At 64.8% G+C, this 22,241-nt stretch carries 20 protein-coding genes and 1 pseudogene; 12 read left to right on the top strand and 9 right to left on the bottom strand.

The genetic code is table 11. The features are described 5' to 3' along the window. Nucleotides 1–23: 23 nt before the first annotated feature. A pseudogene (locus ACLFLU_RS28840) lies at nucleotides 24–342 on the bottom strand (DoxX family protein). Nucleotide 343: 1 nt separating this feature from the next. Further along, on the bottom strand, nucleotides 344–724 hold the full coding sequence (locus ACLFLU_RS28835; RefSeq protein ID WP_426414097.1) for a DUF4267 domain-containing protein: 381 nt from the start codon (nucleotides 722–724) through the stop codon (nucleotides 344–346). A gap of 117 nt (nucleotides 725–841) precedes the next feature. On the opposite strand from ACLFLU_RS28835, the gene ACLFLU_RS28830 reads away from it, so the two are divergent. The 4 genes from ACLFLU_RS28830 (at nucleotide 842) to ACLFLU_RS28815 (ending at nucleotide 4,539) form a co-directional block, all read left to right on the top strand. After that, entirely contained in the window at nucleotides 842–1,414 is a 573-nt protein-coding gene (locus tag ACLFLU_RS28830; protein ID WP_426408133.1) for a TetR/AcrR family transcriptional regulator, read from the top strand. A gap of 209 nt (nucleotides 1,415–1,623) precedes the next feature. Next, nucleotides 1,624–2,436 carry a UDP-2,3-diacylglucosamine diphosphatase gene (locus tag ACLFLU_RS28825; RefSeq protein WP_426408132.1) on the top strand — a complete coding sequence of 271 codons (813 nt, stop codon included), beginning with the start codon at nucleotides 1,624–1,626 and terminating at the stop codon, nucleotides 2,434–2,436. A 13-nt stretch (nucleotides 2,437–2,449) separates the two neighbouring features. Further along, nucleotides 2,450–3,493, top strand: coding sequence for a glycosyltransferase family 4 protein (locus tag ACLFLU_RS28820; RefSeq protein WP_426408131.1), 1,044 nt, complete (start codon nucleotides 2,450–2,452; stop codon nucleotides 3,491–3,493). 62 nt (nucleotides 3,494–3,555) lie between these two features. Then, nucleotides 3,556–4,539, top strand: coding sequence for a threonine/serine dehydratase (locus ACLFLU_RS28815; RefSeq protein ID WP_334524687.1), 984 nt, complete (start codon nucleotides 3,556–3,558; stop codon nucleotides 4,537–4,539). A 73-nt stretch (nucleotides 4,540–4,612) separates the two neighbouring features. On the opposite strand, the gene ACLFLU_RS28810 is transcribed toward ACLFLU_RS28815, so the two are convergent. The 6 genes from ACLFLU_RS28810 to ACLFLU_RS28785 form a co-directional block, all read right to left on the bottom strand. Continuing rightward, on the bottom strand, nucleotides 4,613–6,436 hold the full coding sequence (locus ACLFLU_RS28810; RefSeq protein WP_426408130.1) for a caspase family protein: 1,824 nt from the start codon (nucleotides 6,434–6,436) through the stop codon (nucleotides 4,613–4,615). Nucleotides 6,437–6,568: 132 nt separating this feature from the next. Then, nucleotides 6,569–7,369 carry a Hint domain-containing protein gene (locus tag ACLFLU_RS28805; RefSeq protein ID WP_426408129.1) on the bottom strand — a complete coding sequence of 267 codons (801 nt, stop codon included), beginning with the start codon at nucleotides 7,367–7,369 and terminating at the stop codon, nucleotides 6,569–6,571. 160 nt (nucleotides 7,370–7,529) lie between these two features. Further along, a complete protein-coding gene (locus ACLFLU_RS28800) occupies nucleotides 7,530–8,273 on the bottom strand; it encodes an outer membrane protein (protein ID WP_426408128.1) in 744 nt (247 codons plus the stop codon). Nucleotides 8,274–8,437: 164 nt separating this feature from the next. Continuing rightward, a complete protein-coding gene (locus ACLFLU_RS28795) occupies nucleotides 8,438–8,791 on the bottom strand; it encodes an ADP-ribosylation/crystallin J1 (protein WP_426408127.1) in 354 nt (117 codons plus the stop codon). Nucleotides 8,792–8,799: 8 nt separating this feature from the next. Next, entirely contained in the window at nucleotides 8,800–9,207 is a 408-nt protein-coding gene (locus ACLFLU_RS28790) for a hypothetical protein (protein WP_426408126.1), read from the bottom strand. 163 nt (nucleotides 9,208–9,370) lie between these two features. Continuing rightward, nucleotides 9,371–10,651 (bottom strand): hypothetical protein, encoded by a 1,281-nt coding sequence (locus ACLFLU_RS28785; protein WP_426408125.1) that lies wholly within the window; start codon nucleotides 10,649–10,651, stop codon nucleotides 9,371–9,373. 75 nt (nucleotides 10,652–10,726) lie between these two features. On the opposite strand from ACLFLU_RS28785, the gene ACLFLU_RS28780 reads away from it, so the two are divergent. Next, nucleotides 10,727–11,923, top strand: a complete 1,197-nt coding sequence (locus ACLFLU_RS28780; protein WP_426408124.1) for an MFS transporter — start codon at nucleotides 10,727–10,729, stop codon at nucleotides 11,921–11,923. Here the strand turns inward: ACLFLU_RS28780 and dgcA are convergent. Further along, entirely contained in the window at nucleotides 11,893–12,888 is a 996-nt protein-coding gene (gene dgcA / locus ACLFLU_RS28775; RefSeq protein ID WP_426408123.1) for an N-acetyl-D-Glu racemase DgcA, read from the bottom strand. The two genes, ACLFLU_RS28780 and dgcA, sit on opposite strands and share 31 nt — an antisense overlap. A gap of 134 nt (nucleotides 12,889–13,022) precedes the next feature. Between dgcA and ACLFLU_RS28770 the strand changes: the two genes are divergently transcribed. From ACLFLU_RS28770 to ACLFLU_RS28740, 7 genes are all read left to right on the top strand, one after another. Beyond that, entirely contained in the window at nucleotides 13,023–14,156 is a 1,134-nt protein-coding gene (locus ACLFLU_RS28770; protein WP_426408122.1) for an MlaE family ABC transporter permease, read from the top strand. A 2-nt stretch (nucleotides 14,157–14,158) separates the two neighbouring features. Next, complete coding sequence (locus ACLFLU_RS28765; protein WP_426408121.1) at nucleotides 14,159–14,929, top strand: ABC transporter ATP-binding protein; 771 nt, start codon at nucleotides 14,159–14,161, stop codon at nucleotides 14,927–14,929. Nucleotides 14,930–14,942: 13 nt separating this feature from the next. Continuing rightward, on the top strand, nucleotides 14,943–15,824 hold the full coding sequence (locus ACLFLU_RS28760; RefSeq protein WP_426408120.1) for an MlaD family protein: 882 nt from the start codon (nucleotides 14,943–14,945) through the stop codon (nucleotides 15,822–15,824). 365 nt (nucleotides 15,825–16,189) lie between these two features. After that, a complete protein-coding gene (locus ACLFLU_RS28755; protein ID WP_426408119.1) occupies nucleotides 16,190–16,366 on the top strand; it encodes a DUF3311 domain-containing protein in 177 nt (58 codons plus the stop codon). Then, nucleotides 16,356–17,846 carry a monocarboxylate uptake permease MctP gene (mctP, locus tag ACLFLU_RS28750; protein WP_426408118.1) on the top strand — a complete coding sequence of 497 codons (1,491 nt, stop codon included), beginning with the start codon at nucleotides 16,356–16,358 and terminating at the stop codon, nucleotides 17,844–17,846. The genes ACLFLU_RS28755 and mctP overlap by 11 nt, the downstream gene beginning before the upstream one ends. 148 nt (nucleotides 17,847–17,994) lie before the next feature. After that, nucleotides 17,995–21,540 (top strand): hybrid sensor histidine kinase/response regulator, encoded by a 3,546-nt coding sequence (locus tag ACLFLU_RS28745; protein ID WP_426408117.1) that lies wholly within the window; start codon nucleotides 17,995–17,997, stop codon nucleotides 21,538–21,540. Continuing rightward, nucleotides 21,537–22,190, top strand: a complete 654-nt coding sequence (locus ACLFLU_RS28740) for a LuxR C-terminal-related transcriptional regulator (protein WP_426414096.1) — start codon at nucleotides 21,537–21,539, stop codon at nucleotides 22,188–22,190. The genes ACLFLU_RS28745 and ACLFLU_RS28740 overlap by 4 nt, the downstream gene beginning before the upstream one ends. Nucleotides 22,191–22,241 lie beyond the last annotated feature (51 nt).

The following is a 22,241-nucleotide window of genomic DNA, read 5'->3' as shown; positions in this document are numbered from 1 at the left end:
ACGCGGGCCGGCAATATCGGCCCTCAAGACAAGGTTCCTGCGAGAGCCATCAAGGTGGCAAACACGCCAAGCGGTACAAGGTGCGAAAATTCCCGGTGGCGCAGGACGGTCAAAACCGCAGCCAAAATGATTGCCGCGCCTAGCGCCAGACCAGCAACGCGACTGGCAGGGAGCGCAATCAGAAGCGCTTGCCATCTCCAGCCCGCCGGTAAGGCGGCCCCACCAGCGCGGGTAACCCCATCGAACGAAGCTGCTTTGCGTCGCGGACGTGCCGATGGCGTTATAGAGGCCTGCGCCAAAGAGTCCGGCGGCGAGCAGACAAACCGAAACAATATGGGCCATCTCAGAGCCCTTCCATCATCATGGGGATGGCTGCCAGAACCATAATTGCCGCCGTGAGGCCGTGGATGCCGAGAGCGCTTTTTGTAGAGCCTTTGCCGCCAAGCACGACCAGCATGTCGCCGATCGGGATGATGGCTTCGACAAACAGGACGATGCCGACCCCGCGGGGGACACCCCATGCCACGAATGCCAGTACGGTGAATCCGGCCGCGATGTCGCGAACGCCCTTGAGGCGGAGCCACCAGTCGGTGTTGGCGCCGTCTTCAGGGAGTGGCAGGCCGAAACTGCGTGTCGCGGTCCTCGGGCTCACGACATATTGGGTGCCGATCGCGATGATCCCAAAAGCCAGCAGCAGTGCTGTTCCAAGCGGAAGCCAATGCATGAGATTCATTATATCGATCCAAGATAATCTAGCGTTGCTAGTTTATATATTCTAGCATTGCTAGATCGTCAAGCGTCGATAATAAGTATCGACCATCTTGGCCTGGGAGATCGAAGGTTGGGCATCGCCGAGCGGAAAGACAGGCAACGAGCCGAACGTGAACGCCGCATCGTCGCGGCAGCCCGCGTGATCGCGGAGCGCGACGGATGGAACTCCGTTACGATCCGCCGGCTTGCCGACGAGATCGAACACAGTCAGCCGGTCCTCTATTCACATTTCGAAAACAGGGATGCGATCGTTGCCGCAGTCGCCCTCGAGGGTTTCCGGGAAATCACCGTGGCTCTTCGGCAAGCGGCAAATGGGTCGACCGGGCGAAACGCCGTCAAGAATGTCGCGACGGCCTACCTCGCCTTTGCACTCCGTAATCCTGCGCTCTATGAGGCCATGTTCACTCTTCCGACGGATCTGCGCTTCGCCGAAGCCGAGACCAGACCGGAACTCCGGGCGGGTTTCGAAGCCCTCGCGGCAGTGGTGACGCCGTTTTGCGTCGATGTGGATGTCGCGACCGAGACCTTTTGGGCGGCCCTGCATGGGCTCGTTGAACTCGAACGTTCGGGCCGAATTAGGCTAGGCGCGCGGAGTGAACGCATCGCATTCATTGTTCGGGCGATCGTCGTTTCCGGAAAATAGCTCGCCTGCTCACGGGGCGCGTTCTCTCCGGTCTGCACCGCGCTCCGGCCCGGACTTTTGCGGGGACCCAATGCCGCCTCATGTCGCCTGATTGTCGCATGCGACTGATATTCGCGGGGAGGGCGAGGCGAGGTTTGATTCGTATCTGAGGTGCCTCAAAGGTTCAATTGGTCATCCCCCTGTCACGGGACATTGTTACAGGCTGTCGCATGGGAAGTTACGATGTGAGTGACGAGAGCCCTGAAAGGCGCTTTCGCACCTTGTTCATCTCCGACGTTCATCTCGGAGCCCGCGGCTCGCAAGCCGACCTTTTGCTGGACTTCCTGCGCTACCACGATGCCGACACCATCTATCTCGTCGGCGACATCGTCGATGGCTGGGCGCTGAAATCGAGCTGGCACTGGCCGCAATCGCATAACGATCTGGTGCAGAAGCTGCTGCGCAAGGCGCGCAAGGGCGCCAAGATCATCTATGTGCCCGGCAATCACGACGAGTTCCTGCGCAACTATTACGGCACGCATTTCGGCGGTATCGACGTCGTCGAGAACACCGTCCACACCGGCGTGGACGGCAAGCGTTATCTCGTCATCCACGGCGACATCTTCGACCTCGTGGTGCAGAACGCGCGCTGGCTCGCCCATCTCGGCGACAAGGCCTACGACTTCGCGATCCAGATGAACCGCTTCGTCAACTTCTTCCGGCGCATGTTCAAGGTGCCCTATTGGTCGCTGTCGCAATGGGCCAAGCAGAAGGTCAAGAACGCCGTCAACTATATCGGCGCGTTCGAGCAGGCGCTCTCGGCCGAAGCACGGCGCCATGACGCCGACGGCGTGATCTGCGGCCACATCCACTATGCCGTGATCCGCGACGAGAACGGCATCCGCTACATGAATTGCGGCGACTGGGTCGAGAGCTGCACTGCGCTGGTCGAGCACGACGACGGCCGCTTCGAGATCATCACCTGGGCGGACCACGCGCAAAAGCCTGCAGCCGTACCGCAGGTGGCAGCCAGAGCTGCATAACAGAGGCCGCTTGATGCGCATCCTGGTCGCGACCGACGCCTGGCACCCGCAAGTCAATGGTGTGGTTCGGACGCTGACCAAGCTCGCTGACGCTGCCGAGACTCTCGGTGTCGAGTTTACATTCCTGACGCCGCAATCGTTCCGCACCTTTGCGATGCCGAGCTATCGGGACGTGCGGCTCGCCATGCCGCGGCCGGCGCGGATCGCAAAGCTGATCGAGGAAGCGCGGCCCGACAGTATCCACATCGCGACGGAAGGGCCGATCGGCCTGATGGTTCGCCGCTATTGCCGGCAGCGCAAGCTGCCGTTCACGACCAGCTTCCACACCCGCTTTCCCGAATACGTCCGCGCCCGGATGCCGGTTCCGGAATCCCTGATCTGGCGGGCGCTGCGCCGATTCCATGGCCCGAGCCGGGCCGTGATGGCGGCAACGCCTGCGCTGGCCCGTGAGCTCAGTGAGCGCGGTTTCGACAATGTCGTGCTGTGGCCGCGCGGCGTCGACACCCATTTGTTCCATCCTCGCGCCATCGACCTCTGCCTGCCGGCCCCGGTGTTCCTCTCGGTCGGCCGCGTCGCGGTGGAGAAGAATCTCGAGGCGTTCCTTGATCTCGATCTGCCCGGCACCAAGGTGATTGTCGGCGACGGACCGGCACGCGACGCGCTGGAGGAGGCCTATCCCGACGCGATTTTCTTAGGCGAAAAGCACGGCGAGGAACTGGCCGATATCTATGCCGCGGCCGATGTCTTCGTGTTCCCGAGCAAGACCGACACGTTCGGCCTGGTCTTGCTCGAGGCGCTTGCGAGCGGCCTGCCGGTCGCGGCCTTCCCGGTGAAGGGGCCCCGCGACGTCATCGGCGATGCGCCGGTGGGTGCGCTGGATCATGATTTGCGCAATGCCTGCTTCGCCGCGCTCGATGTCTCCAGACAGGCCTGCGTCGAATTCGCTGCCAACTACACCTGGGAAGCCTCGGCGCGGGCTTTTGTGGACAGCATTCGGGCGGTCGGCGCGGTGCTGCCCGGCCGGAATGGGGCGGAACAGCCGCGCTTCGTCGCCTGAAGGGTAAAATCCTCGCGCGGAGGTGTCTTGCCCGCGCCGCATCCGTCGCGATAACATCTGACATGACCGAACAGCCCCTTCCGATCGGCCCCGCCGATATCGACGCCGCAGCGCGCGTGCTCGCGCCCTTCGCCGTCCGCACCCCGCTGTTGTCCTTTCCCGTGCTCAACGAGCGCGTCGGCGCAAAAGTGTTCCTGAAGCCGGAGATGCTCCAGCGCACCGGCTCCTTCAAGTTCCGCGGCGCCTTCAACAAGGTGTTCTCGATCCCGCAGGACAAGCGCGCCGGCGGCGTCGTCGCGTTCTCCTCCGGCAACCACGCCCAGGGCGTGGCGGCGGCGGCAAAAATCCTCGACATGCAGGCGACCATCGTGATGCCGGCGGATGCGCCGCTGTCGAAGCGCGAGCGCACCAAATCCTATGGCGCCGAGGTCGTGCTCTACGATCGCGACCGCGACGATCGCGAGGCGATCTCGCGCGGCATCGCGGAAAAGCGCGGTGCGACGCTTGTCAGGCCCTATGACGATCCCTTCGTGATCGCGGGCCAGGGCACCGCCGGCCGCGAGATCGCAGAGGACATGGCAACGCTCGGCCTCTCACCCGACATCGTGGTGGCGCCGGCCTCCGGCGGCGGCCTGATCGCGGGCGTCGCGACCGCCGTGAAGGCGCGCTATCCGCAAGCCGAGATCGTGGTGGCCGAGCCCGAGGCGTTCGACGATCATGGCCTGTCGCTCACCGCCGGCCATCGCGAGCCGCACGCGCCGGCGGGCCGCACCATCTGCGATGCGCTGATGGCGCTGATTCCCGGTGAGATGACCTTTGCGATCAACAGCAAGCTTTTGGCGCGCGGCGTGACCGCGTCGGACAAGGAAGTCGGCGCGGCCGTCGCCTTTGCCTATCGCGAGCTGAAGCTTGTGGTCGAGCCCGGCGGTGCTGTGGGCCTTGCCGCGTTGCTTGCGGGGCGCCTCGACGTTGCCGGCAAGAACGTGGTCATCGTGCTCTCCGGCGGCAACGTCGATGCGGATCTGTTTGCCGAGCTGGTGGCTTGAGTTTTTGAACTTCTAACATGATGAAGGGGCAGAGCGTCGCCGCTCTGCCCTTTGTCGTGTGCGGTTGGTGGGATCAGTGCATGAAGCCGCCACGGTGGTTGTTGCCGCCGAAGCTCATGTTTGTCTGGTTCATCGACTGACGAAAGTTGTTGCCGCCGCCACTACCCATCGCATTGAACTGCGGTCGGTAGTTTTGGACCTGCACCTGGTTCACGGGGTTGTTGTTGAGCTTCACGACGCCGCTGTTGACGCGGATCGGCTGGTTCTGCGTCTGAACATTCGTCGTCTTCACGTCGGTGGTCTTGACGTCGATGGTCGAGCCGCCCTTGCCGATCGTCACGGGCATGCTCACGACCTTGCCGGGGTTGCCGTTGGCAGTGCCGGCATTGTTGTTGCCGGTGTTCTGATTGGTGGTGGTCACCGGCAGTGTCGTGATCTTGCCGATGCCGTTGTTGTTCGTCGTCGTATGGATCGGCGCAGGCAGGGTGACGATCTTGCCAGGAGTCTGGGTTTGGGTCTGCGACGGCGTGCCGTTCTGCGAATTGCCGGCCGGCAGGTTGACGATCTGGCCGCCATTGCCGAGCTTGCCGACGACGTTGCTGTCGACCGGCTTCTGCACGACCGGCAGGTTGGCGTTCATCTGCGCGCCGCCATTGCCCTGCTGGATCAGCGGCATGTATTTGGGCTGACCGAGATTGCCGATCTTGAGCGTCGGGGCGATGTTCTGCGGAGCGAGGAACTTCGTCGCCTGCATCAGCGGGATCGGCTTCGGCTGCGTCTCGAGCTTCAGCGCCATCTGCGCGTAAGGGCTGTTGCCGTAATTGTTATAGAAGGCCTGGTAGCCGATCGGCGAGTTCGTGAGCACCGCCTGGTGCCAGGCCTGCGAGAGCAGCAGGTTCGACAGCAGCCAGCGGATGTGATCGCACAGCGGGTCGTGCGGATACATCTGGATGAATTCCTGATAGTACTCCGGCCGGCCCTCGGACACGACGTAGTCGTAGGCTTGGCGCGTCGAACGGCTCGGCAGGTTCGAGGCCATCTGCACCACCGGTGCATTCACCGGCGCCCGGTTGGCGGCAACCGCCGTGTCGCCGAAGAAGGTGAAGTCGGAGGTGAGCGAGGAGCTCTCCCACGGAATCTGCGCGCCGCTGGTGGTCTGGTTCACCTGGAGACGCACGCGCTTGAACAGCTGCTCGATCGGCACGTTGGGCTCGCGCGCCACATTCAGGAAGGCCTGCGTGTAGGGGCTGTGGCCGCCACTGCCGTCGAGCGCTTCGGCGCCCGGCGCGGTCGAATAGCCGACGATGGAGCCGTTCGGCGCATCGACGATGGCAAGGCCCCGGCCGGCGTCGTTGACATCAGGGAACGGATTGTTGCGGCAGGCATCGAGGATGACGATGCGCATCCGGCTCGGGATCGTCTCCAGCGTCGACATCACATCGACGAGACGAACCGAATCGTTGACGAGCTCGGTCTGGTTCGTGACCTTTGCGTCGACGGGCACGAGATAGTTCTCGCCGGCGAGCTGCACGCCGTGACCGGCGTAATAGACCATCGCCACCGTGTTCGGGCCGCGCGCGGACACCTTTGCGGAGAAATCCTGCACTACGCGCAGCATGTCGTTCTGGCCGAGGTCGGTCGCCGAGATCACCTCGAAGCCGGCCGTATTGAGGAATTGCGCCATCGACTGCGCGTCATTGTCGGGATTGGCGAGCTGCGGCGCGTTCTGGTAGTTCGAATTGCCGATCACCAGCGCCACCCGCTGCTCCGGGCCTTGCAGCGCGGCAGGCGCGGCCGGCTCGACAGGGGCGACTTGTGCGGAAACGGGGCCGCAAGCGAAGCCGAACAGGCTTCCCAGCAGACCGGCGGTCATCAGGGTGGTTTTCAGGCGGAACATGGCGTGCTCCCTCGGGCTCATCTCGATGCGAGATTGGTTGCGAGGAAGCTAGGTCGCGTTCGAGCCCTGGTCCGTGATTGCGATCACTGTCGCACCTTGCGTGATCCAAATCACGCAGGAACCTGGGAAAGCTCAGATGATACCCGTGGTGCGCGACCCCAGGCGGGCGCCGATGACGTCGACCTTCTGCGGGCCGAGCCACGGCGAAACCAGCCGCCGGGCGCGCGTCATCATCGCGCTGCGGCGGCCATGGCCGATGATGGGCGCGCAGTGGGCCTCCTGCGCATCCTGCTCGCCGTGTTGGCGGAGATACTCCGCGAAATTGCTCATGGTCTCGTCGACCTTGAGCAGCGTCTCGCAAGGCGCGCCTTCGGCGAAGATCACGTCGTGGGTCGCGAGCTTGACGTGGAAGAATTCGAGCACGTCGTGCGCATCCGCAGCGTCGAGCGAAATCGTCGTGCCGTTGACGAGGTTGCCTGCGGGGACGAGGAGGCCGTCGACGAGCACGGCGTGACCCTGGGTCACGTAGAGATCGGTGTGCGGCACGTTGGGCGCGAGCGCCGAACGGGCGATGCGGACCGGCCGAGCGCTCCTGGTCCAGGGTTTGGTGGAATCGCTCCTGGTGCGGCTGAACCGGCCGATCCACTGGATCGCGCGGAGGCCACCGAACATCGTCGGCAGCAGATCGCCGACGACCAGATCCTCGATCCTGCGCTCACCGTTTGCCGTTGAAATCCGCGTGCCCTTGAGGAAGCAATTGCCGGAGCTGGCGCCACCGCCGCCAACAAAATTGGCTGTGGCGCGCCTGCCGTCGGCCATCGCAGAGCGTGTCGTCATCGCGCTCGCGGCAACGCCTGCTGCGGCCGCACCAAGGCTTCTCGATAGGATCGCACGGCGCGTGGCAGCGCTCGACGGCGTCGTGTTGTTCGACATCGCGCTAAAGTCCCTGTGTATGCAATCGGCTTGTGTGCAATCGGCGCGATCGTTGCTGCCGTGCTGTCGCCTGTTGGCGGCGATCTATAGCAGAAATCAGCGTGCGGATGAGTCTAAACTTAACGCTATCGGACAATAGGCCGCGCGTCGTGCGAGCGTCTCAATAGTGTCGTATTGGCAGGCCGCTGAAATAGTAGTTCACGCCGATGCGCACGATGTTATCGTCGAGTGCGACGTGACTGCGATCGAAGGCCGCACCGAGAGTGGGTGTGGCGAAGCCGCCGTCGTTCAGTTTCACATAGAGATATTCGATCTTCGCCGACCATGCCGGCGCAAACGCCCATTCGGCACCTGCACCCACGGTCCATCCGGATCGCCACGACGAGGTGCTGTCTTCCACGGCACCGGTTGCTGTCGACTTCAGGCCGGCCTCAATGCCTGCACCGGCATAGCCCGCCGTTGCATAGAGCAGCACGTTTCCGGGCGTGTATCCCACGCGCCCGCGAACGGTGCCGAGCCATTGCACTTTCGTGAAGCTTGAAAAGTCCGGATTGCCGGCGGGGCCGCTGTCGAGCGAGCTGCCTTTCTGGCCGGCCCACGACAGATCGCTTTCGACGCCGAACACCCAGCTCGCGAGCTGCCAGTTGTAACCGGCCGTGCCGCCGAAGATGCCGCCGTTGACGTTGAACCGCGGCGTATCATCGAGCCCGGTCAGATGATCGGTATGCTTGCTGCGTCCAAAGGCGCCGCCGCCCACGAGGCCGACATAGGCACCCTGCCAGCTATAGACCGGCGCACCGCGCAGGGGAGGATCTGTAGGCAGGTCGGCAGCCAGCGCGCCCGTGCCTGCGGCGACGCATGCGATGCCGGCAACGGCGATGGAGATCGGAAGAGAAAACTTCATCGGAGGCAGGCCTCGGCTCGCTGCGGTCGCAGAACGCGTGACCGCTTGCCCTCGTGACCTAGACGTTTGCCGAGGCTGGACTCCGCACAAATTTCCCCACGCACTTTTCGTCGCACGTCATTGGGACGACGTGTGAACGTCACAATGATGCGGCACGCGGGCCACTAGGGGAAGCCGCGGACAATCTCGATTGGTCCGACGATCGCAGCATTGAACGCATCGAGATCTTCGGCCGGAATCCAGTACTCCAGATGCGACCGGCCGCCGGCTTCCTGCACGTCGTACTTCTCGACGAAGTCGCGCCTGACCTCAAAGCGCGTCACAAAGCCCGAGCCGCTCGCCGGGACATTCCAGTCGCGTGCGATCTTGATGGCGTAGTCCTCGGTCAGCACCGGATAGAAGATCGGCTGGTCTGGCAGCCGCGGCGGAAACGCGCGCATGCCGGACTGCCGGATCAGCTCAAGCTCTTTCGGGCCAACGGGGCGCCACAGGGTGAGGGTGTCTTCGACAGTGGACATGCGGAGGGTCAGTGGGAGGGCCGGTAATAGTGTCGATAGGAATCCAGCTGCCGCTGCGGTGTAAAGCCCGCAAAATCTGCGGCGTACTTGCTGTCCTCTAACGCAATAAGAAGTGCTTGCGCGTCCGGAGCATCATTTGATCGCAGAAATGCCTTGGTCGCCTCAAGGCCAGCCCCGCAGACGAGCTGAATGTCGATGTAGCATGACGCATCGAAAGACGACATCTTGGCCTGATGGATCAGGAGAGCGTCACTCGGGATGCCGGCCGAGAACAGCTGTATGCACAAGAGCTTCAATGGCTCATTGCTTTCCCGCTTGCTGTCGGCGATCGCAGTTTGGATCAACCGACGGATTTCCGGAAGATCGGCAGCACCCGGGGTGAGGCCAAAGCGCGCGAGCAGGTCATTTTCATTCATAGTGATACAAGGTCTAGCGAACCCGCGGCGCGGTCAATAGGCAGAGTGGTCCGCTGCAGAGCCGAGGCCCATGTCTCCGCGAGCAATCCGCGTGGCGTGGGTCCCGGCTCTGCGCAGCAGCGTTGCACGCTGCAGCGCGTCCGGGACACAAGAGGGGCCGCCGTTACGAAAAGAACGCGATCTTCTCGGCCTGGGTCATGCGGCGGATCGGGGCGAGCGCGTCGTTGGCCGCAGTGCGGGGTTTTTGCACGATGCCGCTGGCCAGAATGGTGGCGCCGAGCGAGGGTTCGGACAGGGGTGACGGCATCGGAAGCGATGCGGGCGGTGCTGCGCCGAAATTCGCCACAGCCGCTAAGGCGGGGGCCGGTTGCTCCATCACTTCGGCGGCGGCTTCCGCGATGGCATCGGTGAGGCGCGCGAGCGATTCCATCGCGATCGGGGCTTCGACAACCAGCTCCTCGACATGCGGCGCGATTGGCGCCTCCATGACGACCGGTTCTGCGACCTCCGCGACCACCGGCTCCGGCATCGGCTCGGGAATAGCCGCTTCCATCTTCATGGGCTCGACGATCTCGTCGAACTCCGGATCGGGCGCGGCCATCTCCATCGCGATCCGCGCGAGCACGGCGTCGTCCTCGGCCTCCGCGGCGGCATCGAGCGAGAACTCGTCGGTGATCTCGGCGACGGAAGCGGGATCGGCGAGGCTGTCCTCGACCGCAGCGAAACTCTCTTCGACGGCGGCGTGGCTTTCGGCGATCTCGGGCGCGATGTCCTGCGGCGTCTCCGTGAAAGCCACGGGTGCTTCGCTCGCCATCGCGGCGGGCGCTTCGGCAACTGGCGCCTCCGCCACCGGCGGTGTGGCTTGCGCAGGCGCCGGCCGCACCGCGGCCCGCGGTTCTCCGACGCCGTCGACATCGGTCTGCTCGACCCGATCCTTGAGCAGATCGAAGGCAGCCTTGAGGTCGCCGCGCGGGTCGATGGTCGACACCTGGGCGCAGGCCGCCTCGATCGAGGCGAGCTGCGAATCAATCAGGTCGCAGATTCGCCCGTCGGCGCCGATCTCGCGCCAGCGCCAGGAGATCTCCTTGATGATGCGCACGCCGCGCGGGATCGGTGCGAGGCTCGCCTCGATCACGGCCGGATCGAACGCCTTGCCGGCGGCGCTTTCTGCGTCCTCGACCGCGCGGCGGATCGCGACCAGTGCTTCGGGAAGGCGGTCCTCGACGACGGGTTGTCGCTGTGCCGCAAGGGTTTCTTCGATTTTGGCGACCGCGTCGAGCACCATGCTTGTGTCGGCATTGCGGTTGCGCTTGGCGTATTCGCCAAGGAACCAGCGGCCGCGCGCGGTCTCCATGAAGGCTTCGCGGATCGCGTCGTAATCCTGCTCGTTCGGCTCGGCCGCGCGGGCCGACATGGGCGAGAGGGCGAATGCTTCGTTGGCCATGACAATCTCGTCGCGCAAATCACCGCGCGTTACTGTAACGATCATCACGATATCGACCGAATCGCAATTGGTTTGATGGCAGGCGAATCACAAATCCCCACACCAGCATCGGTCAAGCGGCGATTCGCCGTGCGTCTCGCGCTGTTCTACTCGGCGGTGTTCGCGGTGACGGGCACGCATCTGCCGTTCTTCCCGGTCTGGCTCAAGGCGATCGGCGTCGATGCGGCCTGGATCGGGATCATCAACGCGCTGCCGGGGATCACGCGCTTCACCACGCTGCCCTACGCAACCGCCTTTGCCGAAAAGCGCCATGCGATTCGTGCCGGCATGATGGTTTCGGTATTTGCCACCGCAGTGGGATTTGCGCTGGTCGGCTTACAGCACCAGCCGCTGGCACTCCTCCTGATCTATGCGCTGACCTGCATCATGTGGACGCCGGTCGTCCCGCTGACGGATGCGTACGCGTTGCGCGGCGTCATTCGCTACGGCTTCGACTATGGGCCAGTCCGGCTGTGGGGCTCTGCAGCCTTCGCTGCCGGCGCACTCGCCTGCGGCTACCTCGTGGACAGCATCGACACGCGCGAGCTGATCTGGGTCATCGTCGCATGGGCTCTGGTTGCGGCCATCGCAGGCCTGTTGCTGCAGCCGCTCGACGATGTCAGGCGAAGGACCGCGGAACAGCACGCCAGCAATGCCCTGCTGCGCGATGCCAGCTTCTGGCTGGTCATCATTTCGGCCGCGCTGATCCAGGGCAGTCACGCCGCCTATTACTCATTTTCGGCGATCAGCTGGCAGGCCCATGGGTTCGGTGGGTTCACGATCGCAGGTCTCTGGACGCTGGGCGTGATCGCCGAGATCGTCGTCTTCGCCCTGTCGCCGCGCTTCTCGCTGCATCCGTCATCGCTGATGGCGATCGGCGGCGTCAGCGCGGTGCTGCGCTGGATCGTCACGGCGCAGGAGCCGTCGCTGGCGCTGCTCGCGATCGCGCAGCTCAGCCACGGCCTCACTTTCGGCATCACCATTGTCGGCACCATGAATTTGCTAGTGCAGCGCGTGCCGTCGGATCAGATTGCGCGGGGGCAGGGTTACTATGCCGCGTGCAGCGGATTGTTGGGCGCGACAAGCTCGATCGCCTCAGGCGCGATCTATGCCCGCATCGGCGACAGCCTCTATTACGTCATGGCCGCGATGGCGGCGGCCGGCGCGATTTTGATCTGGTTGGCGCGGCATCGGCTCATGGCTCAGCCCCACAGCGAAGCGTCCGGCGGATAGACCAGGCTGTCGTCGTAACGCAGTCCATGATCGCGATCGCGTGCCAGCAACAAGGGGCCGTCGAGATCGACAAAACGCGCCTGCGGAGTCACCAGCATGGCAGGCGCCATCGACAGCGAGGTCGCGACCATGCAGCCGATCATGATCTCGAAGCCGAGCGCCTGCGCGGCATCGGCCATGGCAAGCGCCTCGATGAGACCGCCGGTCTTGTCGAGCTTGATGTTCACGGCGTCGTAGCGCGCGCGCAAGGGCGCCAGCGAGCCACGATCATGCACGCTCTCGTCGGCGCAGACCGCGAGTGGCCGCTTGATCCGCGCCAGCGCGTCGTCCTTGCCGGCCGGCAGCGGCTGCTCGACCAAGGTTACGCCGACGGCGTCGCAGGCGGCGAGGTTTTGTTCCAGATTGGCCTCGGTCCAGGATTCGTTGGCGTCCACGATCAGCTCGGACTCGGGGGCAGCCTTGCGTACGGCCGCGATCCGTTCCGGGTCGCCGTCGCCGCCGAGCTTGATCTTGAGCAGCGGCCGGTGCGCCGCTTTCGCCGTTGCCGCGGCCATGGCCTCAGGCGTGCCCAGCGAGATTGTGTAGGCCGTGGTGCGCTCGCCCGGCTCCGGGCGGCCGAGCAGGTTCCAGGCCCGCAGGCCCGCGGCCTTGGCCTCGAGGTCGATCAGGGCGCAATCCAGCGCGTTGCGGGCCGCTCCCGGCGGCATGGCGGCCTGGAGGGCCTGCCGCGTCAGTCCGGCTGCCACGGCTGTCTGCATGGCCTGGATCGCGGCCAGCGTCGCCTCGGGCGTCTCGCCATAGCGGGGATAGGGCACGCATTCGCCGCGGCCGATCAGGCCGTTTTGGCTCACTTCGGCCACAACGGTCACGGCTTCCGTCTTGGCGCCCCGGCTGATCGTGAAACTGCCGGCGATGGGAAACCGCTCGATTCGCGCGGCAAGGGCAGGAACTTTGCTGGAAGTCATTTTGAACTCTGGCGAAATCTGAACCTGCTAGTTACCTCTAGCAACTAACATTAACCAGTTGGGGATACCTTTTCTGGGTAAGGGCGCGTGCGCAACTATCTGATTTCCTCCGCCCCGGCACGGGAGCGGACATCTTGAGCGGCGATCCGAAGCTGGAACGGATAGCCAAAGGCAACGCGCTGGCCCTCTGCGCCACCGGAACCTGGACTGCGAGCTTCGCGCCGGTGCTGGAGCGGATGGTGGCCGACGCCGAGAAGCTCGCCGGCAGCCCCCAAAGCATCTTCATCGATGTCTCCGAGGTCGCCAAGCTCGACACCTTTGGTGCATGGCTGATCGAACGGCTGCGCCGCAGCCTGACCCAGGGCGCCGTCGAGGCGCAGATCGCGGGCCTGTCGGCCAATTATTCGAGCCTCGTCGACGAGGTCCGCCGGGTCCGAGCGACCCCCGTCATCGATAGCAGCAGGATCACCATCACCGGCATGCTGGAGCAGATCGGCCGTGCGGTGGCCGGTGTCGCCGGGACGGTTGCTGGCCTGATCGACATGCTCGGTGCTGTGCTTGCGGCGAGCGCGCGCACGCTGATCCACCCACGCTCGTTCCGCCTGACCTCGACCGTGCATCACCTGGAGCAGGTCTGCTGGCGCGCGGTGCCGATCATCGTGCTGATCACCTTCCTGATCGGCTGCATCATCGCCCAGCAGGGCATTTTCCATTTCCGCCGCTTCGGCGCCGACATCTTCGTCGTCGATATGCTCGGCGTGCTGGTGTTGCGCGAGATCGGCGTGTTGCTGGTCGCGATCATGGTCGCGGGCCGCTCCGGCAGCGCCTACACCGCCGAGCTTGGCTCGATGAAGATGCGCGAGGAGATCGACGCGCTGCGCACCATGGGCTTCGACCCGATCGAGGTGCTGGTGCTGCCGCGCATGCTGGCGCTGGTGCTGGCGCTGCCGATCCTCGCTTTCCTCGGCGCCATGGCCGCGCTCTATGGCGGTGGTCTCGTCGCCTGGCTCTATGGCGGCGTCGATCCCGAGGCGTTTCTGCTGCGCCTGCGCGACGCCATCTCGATCGACCATTTCATCGTCGGCATGGTCAAGGCACCCGTCATGGCCGCCGTGATCGGCATCGTCGCCTGCGTCGAGGGCCTCGCGGTGCAGGGCAGCGCGGAATCGCTCGGACAGCACACGACCGCGTCGGTGGTGAAGGGCATCTTCTTCGTCATCGTGATGGACGGCGTGTTCGCCATCTTCTTCGCCTCGATCGGAATGTGACGATGGCAGGCGAGATTCAAGACCCCATCATCCGCGTCCGCGACATTACCGTGCAGTTCGGCGCGACGCGGGTGCTCGACGGCCTCAACCTCGACGTCAAGCGCGGCGAGATTTTGGGATTTGTCGGTCCCTCCGGTGCGGGCAAGTCGGTGCTGACGCGCACCATCATCGGCCTGGTGCCGAAGGTCGCGGGCTCCATCGAGGTGTTCGGCGTCGATCTGGATTCCTCGAGCAATTCGCAGCGCCGTAACGTCGAGCGGCGCTGGGGCGTGCTGTTCCAGCAGGGCGCGCTGTTCTCCTCGCTCACGGTGCGACAGAACATCCAGTTTCCGATGCGCGAATATCTGCGCGTCTCGCAGCGTCTGATGGACGAGATCACCATGGCCAAGCTCGCCATGGTGGGCCTCAAGCCGGAAGTGGCGGAGCGCTTTCCCTCGGAACTGTCCGGCGGCATGATCAAGCGCGTCGCGCTGGCCCGCGCGCTGTCGCTCGATCCGGACCTCGTCTTCCTGGACGAGCCGACCTCCGGCCTCGATCCGATCGGTGCCGGCGACTTCGACGATCTGGTCAGGACGCTGCAGCGGACTTTGGGGCTGACCGTTTTCATGGTAACCCACGACCTCGACAGCCTTTACACAGCCTGCGATCGGATCGCCGTTTTAGGGAACGGTAAGATCATTGCGGCAGGGTCGATCGCCGACATGCAGGCCTCGCAGCATCCCTGGCTGAGGCAATATTTCCATGGCAAGCGCGCCCGCGCGGTCGTGACTTGAGCCGGAGCAGCTGATGGAAACGCGGGCGAACTACGTACTGATCGGATCCTTCACGCTGGCGGTGCTCGCGGCTGCGATCGGCTTCGTGCTGTGGTTCCAGTCGCTGCACACCACCAAGCAGCGCAGCCCGTTCCGCGTCGTGTTCGAGGGCCCGGCCGCGGGCCTGCGCAACGGCGGAAGCGTCAATTTCAACGGTATCCGGGTAGGCGAAGTGGTCTCGGTGAAGCTCGATAACCCGCGGCGGGTTGTCGCACTCGCCATGATCGAGAACAACACGCCGCTTCGCAAGGACACCCTGGTGGGCCTCGAATTCCAAGGCTTGACCGGCGTTGCCGCGATCTCGCTCAAGGGCGGGGAGGAGGCGGCTCCGCCGCCGCCGCTCGACGAGGATGGCATCCCGACGCTGACGGCCGATCCCAACAAGCTCCAGGACGTCACCGAGGCGATCCGCGGCACGCTGCAGAACATCAACAAGATCGTCGCCGACAACCAGGAGTCGGTGAAGAACTCGCTGAAGAACCTCGAGACCTTCACCAATTCGCTCGCGCGCAACTCCGAGAAGATCGACGGCGTGATGGCCAAGGTCGACGGCGTGATGCTCAAGGCCGACAACCTCATGCTCGGCCTCAACACGCTGGCCGGCGGCAAGGATGGTGGCGAGCTGTTCCTGACTGTCAAATCGATCCGCGAGCTCGCCGAGGACTTCGACAAGCGCTCCGGTGCACTGATGACCGACGGCCGCCGTACGCTCGGCGACATCAGCCGCGCGGTGAACAACTTTGACCGCAACCCGACCCGCGTATTGTTCGGCGCCAGCAACAGCGCGCCGGCCGCCGCTCCGCCGCCGGCCGAGCCGCCGAAGCCCGCGCCCGCGAACGAGCGCAAGCGGCAGTAAGCCGCGTCTAGGCCTTTTCTCTCTCTCTCTCTCTCTCTCTCTCTCCTTCGTCATTGCGAGCGAAGCGAAGCAATCCAGACTGTCTCCGCGGTGACAGCCTGGATTGCTTCGTCGCAAGAGCTCCTCGCAATGACGGTGCTTGTGGAAACGCAATGACGCCCAAAACAAACGGAGCCCGTGCGGCCCCGTTTTTCATTCGCCACTCGCCGTTCGCGATCTTCACTTCACCCCAGCCGCGATACGAAAGTATGGGGGTCTGGCCGAGCCAAGGTAGGGGGCGGGGCTCGTGGCTGTTGTCGGCTATATCGCGCTCAAGTCGCGCTTCAAGCAGAGCGCGTCGTTTCACTCACAGGGAAGGAGAGCGCGTGATACGTCTGTTGCTGCTGTTGCCGTTCATCGGGCTGATGATCGTGCCGTTCTACAACGTCCGGGAACCGGTTCTGTTCGGCTTCCCGTTCTTCTACTGGTACCAGCTCGCCTGGGTGCCGCTGACCTCGCTCCTCACCTACATCGTCTACAGGAGCGTGCGTCGTGCTGACTAATGTCGATAGCGCGGCGTTCGCCGTTTTCCTCGCACTGTTCGTCCTCGTCACCGGCATGGGCTTCGTCGCCGCGCGCTGGCGCAAGCCCGAGACGCTCGCCCATCTCGACGAGTGGGGCCTCGGTGGCCGCAAGTTCGGAACCTGGATCACCTGGTTCCTGGTCGGCGGCGATTTCTACACCGCCTATACCGTGATCGCCGTTCCGGCGCTGGTCTATGCGGTCGGCGCCTACGGCTTCTTCGCGCTGCCCTACACCATCATCGTCTATCCCTTCGTGTTCGCGGTGATGCCGGTGTTGTGGAAGGTCGCCAAGGAGCGTGGCTACGTCACCGCAGGCGACGTGGTTCGCGGTGCCTACGGCTCGCGCGGGCTCGAGCTTGCCGTTGCCGCGACGGGCGTGCTTGCGACGATGCCCTACATCGCGCTCCAGCTCATCGGCATGGAGGTGGCGATCAAGGCACTGGGACTGACCGGCGAGGTGCCGCTGGTTCTCGCCTTCCTCGTGCTGGCGCTCTACACCTATTCGTCGGGCCTGCGCGCTCCGGCGCTGATCGCCTTCGTCAAGGACATCATGATCTACATCGTGGTGATTGCTGCGATCGCGATCGTGCCCTCGAAGCTCGGCGGCTACGGCGCGATCTTCGCCGCAGCGGATGCGGCGTTCACCGCGAAAGGCTCGGGCGGCATCCTGCTGTCGCCGGCGCAGATCGTGCCCTATGCCTCGCTGGCGCTGGGCTCGGCGCTCGCGGCCTTCATGTACCCGCACACGCTGACCGGCATCTTCGCCTCCTCCGGCGCCAACACCATTCGCAAGAATGCGATGCTGCTTCCGGCCTACACGCTGCTGCTCGGCCTGCTTGCGCTGCTGGGGTACATGGGCCACGCGGCGGGGCTGAAGCTCGCCAGCAACAACGACGTCGTGCCCGCGCTGTTCAGGACGTTGTTTCCGAGCTGGTTCGCGGGCTTTGCCTTCGCCGCCATCGCGATCGGTGCGCTCGTTCCGGCGGCGGTCATGAGCATCGGCGCGGCCAATTTGTTCACCCGCAATTTCTGGAAGGTGTGGGTCGATCCGCAGGTGACGCCGGCGGGTGAGGCGAAGGTCGCCAAGATCACCTCCATGCTGGTGAAGGTGGGCGCGTTGCTCGCGATCCTGCTGATGCCGACGCAGTTCGCGCTCGATCTGCAACTGCTCGGCGGCCTCTGGATTCTTCAGACGCTGCCGGCGCTGGTGTTCGGTCTCTATCTGAACTGGTTCTCGAGCACGGCGCTGCTGGCCGGCTGGGCCGTCGGCCTTGCTGGCGGATCCTGGCTCGCGTGGTCGGACGGGCTGAAGCCGCTGCACGGCATCGACCTCGGCGCAGGCCCGGTCGCGATCTATACCGGGCTGCTCGCGCTCGCCCTCAACATCGTGGTCGCGGTGGCCGTCAACCTCGTGCTCAAGCGCCTGCCGCAGGCGCCCCTGTCTCGCGAGGCGGCCTGAAGTCAATTCCGACCGGCGGCGGGTTATCCTGCCGCCGGTCTTTCCCCGGGGTTGAAATAGCCTTCCACACGATTGAAAACGCTCTAGTATCCGCCCGCGTCCGACCCGCCAGAAGCGGGCCGATCAGACGCTCTCGAGTGAGGATGTCTTGCAGGCGTGGTTCGTTCTTGCGGTCGCAGCCGGCTATGTGACCACGCTGTTCCTGGTGGCCTGGTGGGGCGATCGGCGGAGCGTGGACGGGCCGCTGGTTTCGCCCAAATCCTGGGCCGCCGCGATCAGCTACTGCCTGACGCTCGCGGTCTACAATACCTCCTGGAGCTTCTACGGATCGGTCGGTCGTGCCGCCACCAGCGGGTTGGATTTTGCCACCATCTATGTCGGCCCGACGCTGGTGCTGCTGTTCGGCCAGCCGCTTCTGTCCAAGGTGATAGCGATCGCCAAGGCCCAGAACGTCACGTCCATTGCCGACTTCATTGCGGCCCGCTACGGCAAGAGCCAGGCGCTGGCCGCTTTTATGACGCTCGCATCGCTGCTCGGCGTGCTTCCCTACATCGCGCTTCAGCTCAAGGCCGTCGGCAAGAGTTTCGACTATCTGATCCTCCAGCCGGAGCGGGCAGGGGGTGAAGCGCTCCGGTTCTGGCAGGACTCCGCGTTCGGCGTTGCCGCGTCGATGGCGCTGTTCGCGATCGTGTTCGGCGTCCGGCATGTCCACGCCAGCGAGCATCATCGCGGCTTGATGCTTGCGATCGCCTTCGAGAGCGTCGTCAAGCTGGTCGCATTCCTGATTGTCGCGCTGTTCGTGCTGTTCGGCCTGTCCGGCGGGCCGGCCGTGCTGCTGTCGCAGTTTCAATCGGATCCGCAATTGGCGGGGATTCTGGCCTTCGACCCGACGCAGCCGGTCTGGCCTGCGACGATCATCATCTCGGCGATCGCCTTCCTGTGCCTGCCGCAGGCATTTCATGTCGCCGTCGTCGAGAACGAGGCGCCCAGCCACACGCGTACCGCGGCCTGGCTCTATCCGGGCTATCTGGCGCTGTTCAGCCTGCTGATCCTGCCGATTGCCGCGGCAGGGCTCGCCAGATTCGGCGCGATGATCGATCCCGACACCTATGCCATCTCGCTGCCGATTGCGGCGAACGCCAGCACCATCAGCCTGATCGCCTTTCTGGGCGGGCTGTCGGCCGCCACCGGCATGGTGATCATGACGTCCGTCGCACTGAGCACCATGCTGTGCAACGACGTCATCATGCCGCTGTTGCTGCGCTCGCGCTTCTTCGGCCTGCGCGCGCAGAGCCGGCCGGTGACCTCGGTACTGGTGGCGGTGCGCCGGCTGTCGATCCTCGGCATCCTGCTGCTCGCCTACCTGATGCATCGCCTGGTCAACCAGGCCTATCCGTTGACCGTGATCGGACTTCTCTCGTTCGTCGCAGTCGCGCAATTCGGTCCGGCCTTCATCGGCGGCCTGTACTGGCCACGCGCGAACAAGACCGGCGCGTCAATCGGGATCGCAGCCGGATTTTTCGTGTGGGCCTATACGCTGTTGCTGCCATCCGCAGCGCCGATCTGGCCCGCGATCGAGGAGATCGTTCGCCTCGGCCCGTGGCGGCTCGCCTGGCTCCGGCCCAATGCGCTGTTCGGCCTCGAAGGGGTCGATCCGATCTCGCATGCCACGCTCTGGAGTCTCGGCGCCAACCTCGTCTGCTTCCTGCTGTTCTCGGCGCTTGGACGGCAATCGACGGTCGAGCGCAACCAGGCCGCGGCCTATGCCGATGGTGTCGTCCGCGAGATGGTCCCGAAGCTGTCCTCGCGCGTGGTGATCCGTCTCGACGATCTGCGTGCCCTGACGCTGCGTTTCGTTGGCGCCGAACGCGGCGCGGCCGCCTTCGACGGTTATCTCGCGGCCCGCATGTCGGGCGCCGGGCCGCGCCTCGACCCGTCGGGGCTGGTCGATCTCGACTCGATCCGCTTCACCGAGAACCTGCTGGCCGGTGCGATCGGCGCGGCATCGGCGCGCGTGGTGATCGCGGCCTCGCTGGAGGGGCATTCGCTGTCGCGGCGGGAAGCGATGGCGATGCTGGACGAGGCCTCGGAGGCCTTGCGATTCAACCGAAGCCTGTTGCAGAGCACGCTCGAGAGCGTGCCGCAGGGGATCTGCGCGTTCGACGCCGACTTCGACATCACCGCATGGAACGGGCGTTTCATCGCGCTGTTGGATCTGCCGCCGGATTTCGTGCGTGTCGGCCTCCCGCTGGCCGACCTGATCGCCTTCAATGTCGCGCGCGGCGAATATGCGGCTTCCGAATTCGCAGCGCTCCTGGTCAATCGCGACGTCGCCACGCAGCGCTGGCCCTATCTATACGAGCGCAAGCGGCCGGACGGGACGGTGCTCGAGATCGTCTACGATCGCACCGCGGAGGGCGGCTACGTCTCGACCTACACCGACGTGACCGAGCGCCACCGCGCCGCTGAAGCCTTGCGGCGCGCCAACGAGGACCTCGAGCTGCGGGTCCGCGAGCGGACCGAGGCGCTCGAGCAGGCCAAGGCAGAGGCCGAGCAGGCCAATCTCGGCAAGACCCGTTTCCTGGCCGCCGCCAGCCATGATCTGCTGCAACCGCTGAACGCTGCGCGCCTGTTCCTGTCCGCGCTCGACGAGAGTCTGCATGCCGCGCCGCAGTCGGGCGATGCCGGCAAGGAACAGACCCTGGCGAGCAGCGCGATCACGGCGCTGCGCTCGACCGAGCATGTGCTCGACCGGCTGCTCGACATTTCCTCCTATGATGCCGGCGCCGTTCGTGCCGAGCCGTTCGAATTTCCGATCGCCGATCTTTTCGTGCAGTTGAACGTCGAGTTCTCGGCGATGGGGCACGAACGCGGGCTGGCGCTGCGCGTCGTCGATTGCGGGCTCGCGGTGCGTAGCGATCCGCATCTGCTGCGACGGATCTTGCAGAACCTGCTGTCGAATGCGCTTCGCTATACGCCCAGGGGCCGCATCCTGCTCGGCTGCCGCCGGCGCGGCGGCGATCTGCGCATCGAAGTCTGGGATACCGGAATCGGGATCGCGGCGGAGGACCAGAAGAGGATCTTCGAGGAGTTTCAGCGTCTGGCGCCCGGATCGGAGAAGGGGTTGGGCCTTGGGCTGGCGATCGTCGATCGCGTCTCTCGCCTGCTCGGCCATGCCGTCGATGTCCAGTCGCGGCTCGGCCATGGTTCGTGCTTTGCCGTCACGGTGCCGCTGGCGCGTGGAGCGGGAACGTCGCTTCAGCGCAAGCCGGCGGATACGGCACCGGCAGCGGCCGAGCGGGCCATGACGATCCTGTGCCTCGACAACGAAGCGGCCATTCTCGATGGCCTGACGGCGCTGCTCGGCGGCTGGGGGCATCGCGTGCTGACTGCGACGGATGCGGCCACCGCGATGGCTGCCGCCACAGTCAATCCGCCGGACGTGGTGCTGCTCGACTATCATCTCGATGGCGGCCGCAGCGGCTTGGACTTTCTCGACGATCTCAGGCAGAAGTCTGGGCACGATGTCCGCGCGCTGGTCCTCACTGCCGATCGCAGCGAGGCGGTGCGCAAGGAGGCGAGGGCGCGCGGCTGCGAGATCCTGTCGAAGCCGGTCAAACCGGCGGCGCTGCGGCGCTTCCTCGGCGGCGAGGCCTTGAGTCGGCAGATCGCGGCGAAGCAGGAGACGTCCTGACCATGCGCATCCTTATCGGCGACGATCATCCGCTGGTGCAGGCCGCATTGCGCAGCGCGCTGTCGAGCGTGCTGCCCGATCTCGACATCATCGCCTGCCAATCGCTCGACGAGGCGATCGGTGTGCTGTCGGTCCAGTCCGACGACATCGATCTCATTCTGTGGGACCTGACGATGCCGGGCATCCAGGACTTTGCCGCGCTTTTTATCCTGTCGGCGCAATTCCCGACGGTGCCGGTCGCGATCATCTCGGCGCGGCAGGATGCGGCCACGATCCGCCGCGCCATCGCCTATGGCGCATCGGGCTACATCCCCAAATCGCTCGGCCTGCCCGAGATGGCGGATGCCATCACGCGCATCCTCGCCGGCGAGATCTGGATGCCGCCCAACATCGGCGGGCGTGGTTCGATCCAGAGCGCCGACATCGAGCTCGCCGGGCGCATGGCCTCGCTGTCGGCGCAGCAGCTGCGCATTCTCGCGATGATCGTCGAGGGCAAGCTCAACAAGCAGATCGCGGGCGAGCTCGACATCGCCGAGCAGACTGTGAAGGGGCATGTCTCGACCATCCTGCGCAAGCTCGGCGTCGGCTCACGCACCCAGGCCGCCGTCCTCGCCGAGCGGCTGGCGTTCGGGCAGCCCGGCGGGACTTGAGCCTTCGACATCCAAACAAGAACGGAGGCCGTGAGGCCTCCGTTTTCATTC

It is taken from the genome of Bradyrhizobium ganzhouense (assembly GCF_049949285.1).
GTDB classification, from domain to species: domain Bacteria; phylum Pseudomonadota; class Alphaproteobacteria; order Rhizobiales; family Xanthobacteraceae; genus Bradyrhizobium; species Bradyrhizobium ganzhouense.
This window is presented reverse-complemented; position numbering and strand designations above follow the sequence as displayed.

Excerpts from the sequence above, each read along its gene's own strand:
- ACLFLU_RS28835 (WP_426414097.1), bottom strand. The coding sequence starts at position 724 with ATGCATTGGCTTCCGCTTGGAACAGCACTGCTGCTGGCTTTTGGGATC.
- ACLFLU_RS28825 (WP_426408132.1), top strand. The coding sequence starts at position 1,624 with ATGGGAAGTTACGATGTGAGTGACGAGAGCCCTGAAAGGCGCTTTCGC.
- ACLFLU_RS28820 (WP_426408131.1), top strand. The coding sequence starts at position 2,450 with ATGCGCATCCTGGTCGCGACCGACGCCTGGCACCCGCAAGTCAATGGT.
- ACLFLU_RS28815 (WP_334524687.1), top strand. The coding sequence starts at position 3,556 with ATGACCGAACAGCCCCTTCCGATCGGCCCCGCCGATATCGACGCCGCA.
- ACLFLU_RS28810 (WP_426408130.1), bottom strand. The coding sequence starts at position 6,436 with ATGTTCCGCCTGAAAACCACCCTGATGACCGCCGGTCTGCTGGGAAGC.
- ACLFLU_RS28805 (WP_426408129.1), bottom strand. The coding sequence starts at position 7,369 with ATGTCGAACAACACGACGCCGTCGAGCGCTGCCACGCGCCGTGCGATC.
- ACLFLU_RS28800 (WP_426408128.1), bottom strand. The coding sequence starts at position 8,273 with ATGAAGTTTTCTCTTCCGATCTCCATCGCCGTTGCCGGCATCGCATGC.
- ACLFLU_RS28795 (WP_426408127.1), bottom strand. The coding sequence starts at position 8,791 with ATGTCCACTGTCGAAGACACCCTCACCCTGTGGCGCCCCGTTGGCCCG.
- ACLFLU_RS28790 (WP_426408126.1), bottom strand. The coding sequence starts at position 9,207 with ATGAATGAAAATGACCTGCTCGCGCGCTTTGGCCTCACCCCGGGTGCT.
- ACLFLU_RS28785 (WP_426408125.1), bottom strand. The coding sequence starts at position 10,651 with ATGGCCAACGAAGCATTCGCCCTCTCGCCCATGTCGGCCCGCGCGGCC.
- ACLFLU_RS28780 (WP_426408124.1), top strand. The coding sequence starts at position 10,727 with ATGGCAGGCGAATCACAAATCCCCACACCAGCATCGGTCAAGCGGCGA.
- dgcA (WP_426408123.1), bottom strand. The coding sequence starts at position 12,888 with ATGACTTCCAGCAAAGTTCCTGCCCTTGCCGCGCGAATCGAGCGGTTT.
- ACLFLU_RS28765 (WP_426408121.1), top strand. The coding sequence starts at position 14,159 with ATGGCAGGCGAGATTCAAGACCCCATCATCCGCGTCCGCGACATTACC.
- ACLFLU_RS28760 (WP_426408120.1), top strand. The coding sequence starts at position 14,943 with ATGGAAACGCGGGCGAACTACGTACTGATCGGATCCTTCACGCTGGCG.